Origin of the sequence: Nitrobacter vulgaris (assembly GCF_031453995.1) — a bacterium.
GTDB lineage: Bacteria > Pseudomonadota > Alphaproteobacteria > Rhizobiales > Xanthobacteraceae > Nitrobacter > Nitrobacter vulgaris.
The window spans coordinates 1-7,680 of record NZ_JAVDPZ010000069.1; the positions used below are offsets into that span (position 1 = coordinate 1).

Sequence of the window (7,680 nt, forward strand, 5' to 3'; positions counted from 1 at the left end):
CACCCGATACGACAGGCGAACAGAACACTTCACAGGCTTCATCAAGCTCGCAGCAGCCATGATATGGATGCGATGAATGTCGATCGGTTCTAGTCCGGCACTTTGTCGGCTTTCACCACCTATGCACTAGGCTCTGCAAGGAGCGGTTCCTGGAGCGCCGAGCCCGCGAGATAGCCTATAGAAAATTGCTCAATCGCATCTCTCATAACCGGACAGTTTTGAGATTCCGGCACCGCCAATCCTTGCCGTAAGATCGCGCGCTATTCCGAGCATCACCGAGAGCAGTTTCTGTCGGCGGATGAGCTAGGACGGCTTGGGACAGTCCTGCGACAGGCCGAGAGCGAAGGCCTGCCGGGGAAAATCAGCGCTGAGGGAAAGGCGACGGCCAGCCAGATACGGCAGGTGACGGTCGCGCTCGCCTACGACAAGCAGAACCCGCGTATCGAGCTCGTGATCCAGCCGCAGAATGCGGCGTAAAGACCGCTAAATTGCCCAATTTGAGCCACGTTTCGACCGGAACGCCCCCGGCGCGCGACCGTTAGCCTCCCCGTATGTCCAGCATGGTGAACAGCCATGTCAGACGCAACCGGTGTAGGCAGCATCTCCAGCGGAACGCTCGACGCCGATGCCAAGAAGAGACCGGCAAGACGATGGAGCAGCTCACCGCGGAGAAGCGGAAGCAGCTCGACGAAAAGATCGCGAAGGACGGCTACGAGAACATCAAGTACGCCAAGCCCGGCCGCAGCGACATCTGGCCGTAAGGTCACGCGCTAGGGACCCGCACCCCCCGAAGGCCCCTCGTCCCCAGTCGCGCAAGCCGCCAGCTCTTGAACGGGCTGGCGGCTTTCGTTTTGCGCCATGGCACCGGGATGACGCAGGAGAGAGTAAACCATAAATCTGAGAGGGAAGCGTCGAAGCACAGCACCCATTGCAACCAAAGCGGAATGGAACGCATTATGCAAACGCATTATGCAGCAGCTTTTGACCCCTGGTGGGAGGGTAGCGACATGAAGAAGAAGCTGATGATGATCGCGACCGCGGCAACGCTTGGAAGCGCGCTCGCCGTATCGGCGCCTGCACAGGCCCAGCGATACGGACCGGGTCTCGGGGTCGGCCTTGCCGCCGGCGCGGTCGCAGCGGGCGCAGCGGCAGGTTCCTACTATGGGCCGTACGGGTACTACGGCGGAGGCCCGTACCACGGATACAGACCGATTTATTACGGCAGCTGGGGCGGCTATCCTCCGTCGTATTACGGCGGATTTGCTCCGGTCTATTACGGCGGGTGGGGCCCCGGTTACTTCGGCGGAATTCGAGGCTGGGGCTATCGACGCTACTGATCCGAACTGAAGCACCGGAGGGACCCTCACTGCGATCCCTCCGGGACACGGACGCGCCTGCATGCGGGAAACGGCATGCTGGCCTTGCGCATGCGCATGGCAGCGGAAGAGCCTAAGGGTTCGCCGCCCGTCCATATGCGAACGCGGGCAACGGGTAACGCGAGTTCGATTCCGCGCGCCGTACAATTCGGCATGACTTCATAGCCTGGTCGGCTTATGCGAGACCGTCGCGAGCTACGTAGAGATTCACCGCACCACCCCCGGCAGCGAGGGTACGGAACAACGCGCGAAGGTACCGTGTTGGATCTACCGCTTTCCCGGTAGTCCCGCCGACACGGAGAAGACGAAGTATCAGTATGAAGCACCGCGCGAGGACGTGCGGCGCGCGGCCATTGGCCCGGATGGCGAGCCGGTCCGGGGTGCTACTGAGATTCATAATCACGACGGCCGCGAGATCGTCATTGTCCCGACGTTGGAAAAGCGCGAAATGGTAGTTTCTCGAACCCGACCGAAGCCCCCTCGTCACGAGCATCCGCTTGACGATGTGAGGTTGCCTGCTGCACTGGCGGGTGGAAAGTGACATTGGCCCCGCCAGTGAGATCGCTTGAAGCACCCCGTCGAAATCGGCGGGGTGGCGCATGACAAGCTCAGAGTGGCGTCGGCAATGCCGACACCGCCGGTCAGATGGGCAGCAAGGCTAGCGGTTGCCTTGCGCAGTTCGTATGTCGTCCGCGACCGTCGGGACCGGCGGTTTCATGCTCATCTCTGCGACTGCGTCTGCGTTGCGGTATTCGGCGCACTCACGCCGGATTTCGGTGGCGTGCCGCGCCCGGTTAAGACTGAGAGACTGAGCAGCAACACGAGCACTGCGACACCGATAGCCCAGCCGATCGTGGTGTTGTTGACGCGCCTTATATGGTCCTTCCCCCTGGGGGATTGTCATTTGGGGATGCCATGTTGCCTGCGCTCCATGCCTGTCTAGGAACAACAACCGCACAGGGTTTTCACAGTTCCTGATGTAGCCCCGCGCTCAGGCCAAATGGTTGAAAAATCGGAAGCTGACGAGGGACAAAAAAAGGTGGCCCGACTCTGCAAGAGAGCACCGGCTGTCACTATATGTTCGGCCGTGGGGGCAATAAAAAAGGAGCTCCCTATGTCCAATCAGAACGAGAAAAATCCGGACCTGCAACAGCAGAACCAAAGTCAAAATCCGAGCCAGCAGGCCGACGAGGACGAAATCAGGAAAGCCGAAATCAGGAAGGCCGTAAGGGCAGATATGATCGACCCGAAACATCCTCACGGCCAACAAGATACTGAGTATAGCGGTGGCACCTGATAGGGCCGAGCATCGCCGGGTGGCCCGCTGTACGCTTCACGTGGGTCTTTCTGCAGGCGGCTCGTCTCAGCACTCCCGGTTTCGCTTTTAACTCGGCCCGGTCGACAGCGCAGTCGGTAACTTCACGGGTTGAGTTGATACGGGCCGTCCGCCGCTGCGCACCGCGCATCCGGCCTTGTCGGCTTCGGTCCGCGGGCAGTGTGTGGCATTGACGCCGCCGATTTGCATAGTTGCCGCAGCCGGACCCACCTTTGAATGGAGACGACTCGGGGCAATCGAGCCGGTCATTTCAGACCGAAGGCCGTGGGCGCAAGACTCCCCCGCGTACACACTCTCCTATGCGACAAATCGCCACGTGCGCACCCCATCTAACCGCCCCGCGGATGGCCAACGGATGAATGCCCAAATCCCAACGAGAAGCGCGGCTATCGGCAGCGGGTCAAATTTTATCTAACTATTTGATTTTGTTGGTGCAGTTGGGTGAGAACCGCGATGGCTCAGCTAAAACGTTGATAAATCTATCGAATTTCGCGCAACTGTCCTGAGTTTTGTATCAGGTTTTTGTATTCTCGCAAGCCTCAGCCCACGCCACGGCCCCGGGCGACCGACACGGGCTCATATTGTTTGACGGGCAGGTCAGAAGCACCGCGCTCCTCTATGAGCCGCGCGGGCTAACCCAATCCGCTTGGACTTAGTGAACCAAGTCTGTTCCGAGCCATCCCACCCGTAGTATTTCGCTTCGAAAGCATTCATGGCCGCTACGGTCTGGCTGAGTATGAGCACGACATCGCTGTTTTGCGGCAATCGTCCTCGTTGAGTTCGTCCAGATAGTCGCGGTTGGGCTCTCCGTCCAACAACTGATGGGTGGCCTGCGGCAGCCTGTTCACCATGCGCACCTTCGTTTGCCCAACTTGACCATCGGGCTTCTTTCGGGACAGCTCTTGGAACTCCTTGTACATAGCTTCGAGCAGCGGGTTGAGCGTCGCGTATTCCGGCATCATGCTCTTGAGTGACGCGGAGCACCAAGCGGTTGAGCAAAGCAGCGCCGCTACCAAGCGCGCAATCGATCGGCTGGATGCGCGCATCGCACATCTGCAGTCGGAGTTGCCCTCCATTATCGAAGCCGAATTGGCGGCTGAGGCCGCAGCCAAGGACGAAGCTCTGTGTAAGCGGGCTGAGGCTTGCCGGAAGCGAACGCCGTCGAGGGCAAGCAGATTTTGGCGGAGATCGATAAGCTGTCATCGCGGCTGGGTGACCATCTCGCACACCTCAAAGAAATCGGCGATGAAACGAATAGCGTCAATATGGCGCTACATGCCAACTCGGTCGCCGAGAGCATCACTTGCTACGAGAATTTGTATCGCAGCCCCCGGGCCGGCCTCTACGAGTTCCCGTTTTCCGAAATCATCCTCCCCGCCGCCTTCACGGGTGGCAAGCAGCATTGGCCCCGATAGTGATGGGCGAACCTGCGCACCCCGTCGAAATCGGCGGGGGAGCCCCGGGCCGTTTTGGTTATTTAATTGAATTCAAATGTGGTCAACTGGTTTAAATAATCGTATAAGTTGAAACGATTTCCTGTTCTCTGAATTTGCATTGAGGGCTCGAAACCATTTTTTGGGAGGCTCAGATGTGGACCCCGGCGTTCCTTGGAACAAAACCTTTTTTCCTAATTATTTTGGCCCTGATAGTCTCAGCCGGGACTGGCTATGTGTATTACAATGGCGGTTTATCAACCGATCTGTTCGGCTCCTCCTCCGGCTGGAAGCCTGGCGGCGTCCACGGAGCTCCGGGGCCTTTGATGGGAGCGGCCGGGCTACCGCTGCTTGCTGCTTATGGCGTTTATCGAATGGTCCGACGCCGCAGAGGCAAATAGACGTGTAGGACGAAAACCCCGCTCCGGCGGAAGGTCAACTTTCCGTTCTTCCGGCTATCGCATCGCGTTTCTAAACGAGAAGCGACACACTCGCCCTACCATCAACATCATGGGCAGCGATGACGCCCCGCGATTTTCGGATATATGCGAGACGGGGCGATATCTGAGCGCTCCGGAGGGATTGATCTTCTGGCAGACCGCTAGACTGAATCGGCATACGAAAGTTGGCTTGAACCATTTATCGGGTTCGATCGTCTCATCATCGCTGGGGAAGTTTTGAGGACCAGTAACCAGACAGCGCCGTCGGCGAACATATTCCGCCGTGCGGCGTTGTGCGTTTGCAGGTAGGAAAATTCCTACCATTAGAGCCAAAGCAAAACCCGCCGACGAAGAAACTCGCCGGCGGGTTTGGGATGGGACAAGGGGGATTGCTTACCTGTCCTTTTCGGATGATGCGTGACGCATCAGGCCAAATTCAGGCGATTCGACTTTCACTACCAAGCACGCTTACGCGAAGTGAAAGTCATACTGATTGAAATCGGCTAGCTTGGCATTCTTCAGCGTTAGCGAGTCATTTCCAGTGGAAATGACGACGTCCTGACCAACTTGGCTTGCGTGAGAAAGGACATTCGCAAAACTGTCGAACACGCTTTTGCTGAACTCGATCGTATCGTGTCTCCATCCGACTGCATCGAAGTCTTTGATGGTGTCATTGCCAAAATTATCGGCAAACACAAATGTATCATCGCCGCCGTTGCCAACGAGGAAGTCGTTGCCAGTCGTGCTCTTTAAAGTGTCGTTTCCGGTCGAGCCCACTATCGTCTGGCCCGAAGTAGGAACGGTCGGCGCAGCTGCACTGGAAGCACCGATCTGCCCGTCACCGTTGAGATCCTGATGGAAGCTCGTCTCAAGCGATTTAAGGCCAGAGTTCGTACCCGACACGGCGCCGCCCGACGTGGAGCCGGTCAGGGTACTGACATGGGAAACGTAGTTGCCGTTGTTGTCGGTGTTCCAGGCCGTGTACAGACCGGTGCTCGCCTCCTTCCAGGCAACCTGATAGCCCGTCGTCGTCTTCTCCGCAGCAATTGGCGCCCAGGTGCCATCGGTCCCGTCCACAAAAGCCACACCATCAATCTTCAGCGAGGGGCCCGATCCGCTGCTACTGTTGAGATAATATTTGTCACCGCTCTCAACGAGACTTGTCGCACCAGCCGACTCGATTATTTTACCAGAAGTTGGCGTTGGAGCTGTCGTTGGCGCTGACACCGATATCCCGCTGGCTGCGGAGGCAGAGCTGGTATTGCCGGCGGCGTCCATTGCCTTGGAGGTAAAGTTGTGACCGCCATTGGCCAGATCGGTCGCCTCAAAGCTCCAGGCACCGCTGCTGTTTGTTGTAGCGGTACCAATCTGGTTACCACCGTCGAAAACCTTGACCGTGCTAGATGCTTCAGCGGTCCCTTTCAGGATGAAGTCGTTATTCGCTGTTGTGCCGCTGACCGCAGCGCCGCTCGTCGAGTAGATCCCCATCTTCGGTGCGGTAGGCGCATGAGTGTCGATCGTAACGGAAATGGCTTCCGAGGCCGCACTGGTCTTACCGACCGAGTTAGTATCCGTCGCCGTCAGCTTATGAAAGCCGTCACTCAGTGCCGATGTGGTCACGCTCCACTGACCGCTGCTGTTCACCTGTACGGTGCCTACCTTGCTCGCGCCATCGAACACATTCACAGTGGTATTGACAGGAGCTGAACCCGTCAGCGTCAAGGTGTTGTCGTTGGTAATACCGTCGCCAACTTTCCCGCTGTCGGTCGAGTAGGAATCGATATGGGGCGCAGCTAGTGTCGTACCCGGCGTAGGCGCTGGCGCCGGCGATGGTGCGGGCGTAGGTGCCGTCGTGCCACCTTCCACTGGTAAGGGCGCCTTAATCAGAGCTCCCGGAACGAGTTCACCGTTCACGATCGTCGCATAACGCACATTATCCCATTGGGTGATGTGTATGTCCGACCTGATTTCCTCAATAACCAACGGGTCAAACATGAACGGCCCAACAAAATACACGTCTTTGAGGGCTACAGTGATGGGCTGATCATCTGCGTAAATCTTCAGACCAGTTGGCCCTCCTTGGAACACCACGTTGTTCAGGGTGACCGAGCCGCCGTAATTGTCCGCGATGAAGAGCCCAGCATTTGCGGCGCTATTATGCGATACGATTGACGTGTTCGTGATAGTCAGGTTGCCACTTGAACCAGGGCTGTAAGCCTGAATGCCGTCGGCGTGATCGGCACCAGTGCCGGTTGTTTCGATATATGAATTATTGATGACGATGTTGCCATCTCCCCCGAGACGCACACCTTCTCTCGAATCAATGCGGACCTGGTCTACAGTAAACGAGCCCTGGCCGACAACCGAAGCAATGTTTCCCGTATCGGTGATACTCTTGTCCGAAAGTGTCGCCCCATTTTTCAGTGTGACCGCATTCGAGCTTGTAACGCCGCTAAACATCGGGTCATTCCAACTTAAAGGAATGGCTGCCATCTAATATTCTCCTAATAGTCGATCGTTTCCCCATGGCACGCGCCCCATCGAGGTCCCCCGGGCGACAATACCGAACGAAATGCGCCCATCAGCGCAGGGTTGCTGCTCTAGTCATCGGGAAGGGCTTTTTTGGGACGACATGATGACCATGTCCGTTCATGCGGAGATCGAAATCTCAGCGCAGGTCATCGAGTTCCGGATGAAGCGTCGGTAACGTGCGAACCCGCCAGTGAGGGGACTCACCGGCGGGTTCTGAGGAGGACGGGTCGGAGAAAGACCCGCCCATTTGTTAATCCTAGCAATCGTGAGTTGTTCCCGAAAGAGAAAGCCCGTCTTGGGGTTAACGACTGCATGTCGCTGAATAAAGGTAGTGCGCAGCAAACGTTGCACCGACTGCCAGAATAACAGGGATCGATCCAGCAAGATTAGAAAGGCCAGCATCGCCATGCACGCACCGCCATTGCTGAGCAATATTGCCTTTAGGTCTCCGTGCCGGTGCTGACGGCCGCTTAGAGCCTGTTTGAAAATTGGGCTAGGCGGGGATTCCGGTATCGCAGCGAATATGATTCACACTTGGGATGTGGACACGCAAGCAGCGAAGC

The 7,680-nt window shown here is 57.4% G+C and carries 5 protein-coding genes; 3 read left to right on the forward strand and 2 right to left on the reverse strand.

Features of this window, described 5'->3' with window-relative positions:
• Positions 1 to 956 precede the first annotated feature (956 nt).
• Both GGQ85_RS20305 and GGQ85_RS20310 read left to right on the forward strand, forming a co-directional pair.
• The gene (locus GGQ85_RS20305) at positions 957 to 1,337 is read left to right on the forward strand and encodes a hypothetical protein (RefSeq protein WP_309776023.1); all 381 of its coding nucleotides are present in this window, start codon (positions 957 to 959) and stop codon (positions 1,335 to 1,337) included.
• A 1,153-nt stretch (positions 1,338 to 2,490) separates the two neighbouring features.
• Positions 2,491 to 2,673, forward strand: coding sequence for a hypothetical protein (locus tag GGQ85_RS20310; RefSeq protein WP_309772561.1), 183 nt, complete (start codon positions 2,491 to 2,493; stop codon positions 2,671 to 2,673).
• A gap of 758 nt (positions 2,674 to 3,431) precedes the next feature.
• Here GGQ85_RS20310 and GGQ85_RS20315 read toward each other — a convergent pair.
• Positions 3,432 to 3,671, reverse strand: a complete 240-nt coding sequence (locus tag GGQ85_RS20315) for a hypothetical protein (protein ID WP_309776024.1) — start codon at positions 3,669 to 3,671, stop codon at positions 3,432 to 3,434.
• Between the two features lie 183 nt (positions 3,672 to 3,854).
• Between GGQ85_RS20315 and GGQ85_RS20320 the strand changes: the two genes are divergently transcribed.
• Positions 3,855 to 4,127, forward strand: a complete 273-nt coding sequence (locus GGQ85_RS20320; protein ID WP_309776025.1) for a hypothetical protein — start codon at positions 3,855 to 3,857, stop codon at positions 4,125 to 4,127.
• Positions 4,128 to 5,053: 926 nt separating this feature from the next.
• Here GGQ85_RS20320 and GGQ85_RS20325 read toward each other — a convergent pair.
• On the reverse strand, positions 5,054 to 7,078 hold the full coding sequence (locus GGQ85_RS20325) for an Ig-like domain-containing protein (protein ID WP_309776026.1): 2,025 nt from the start codon (positions 7,076 to 7,078) through the stop codon (positions 5,054 to 5,056).
• Positions 7,079 to 7,680: the final 602 nt, after the last annotated feature.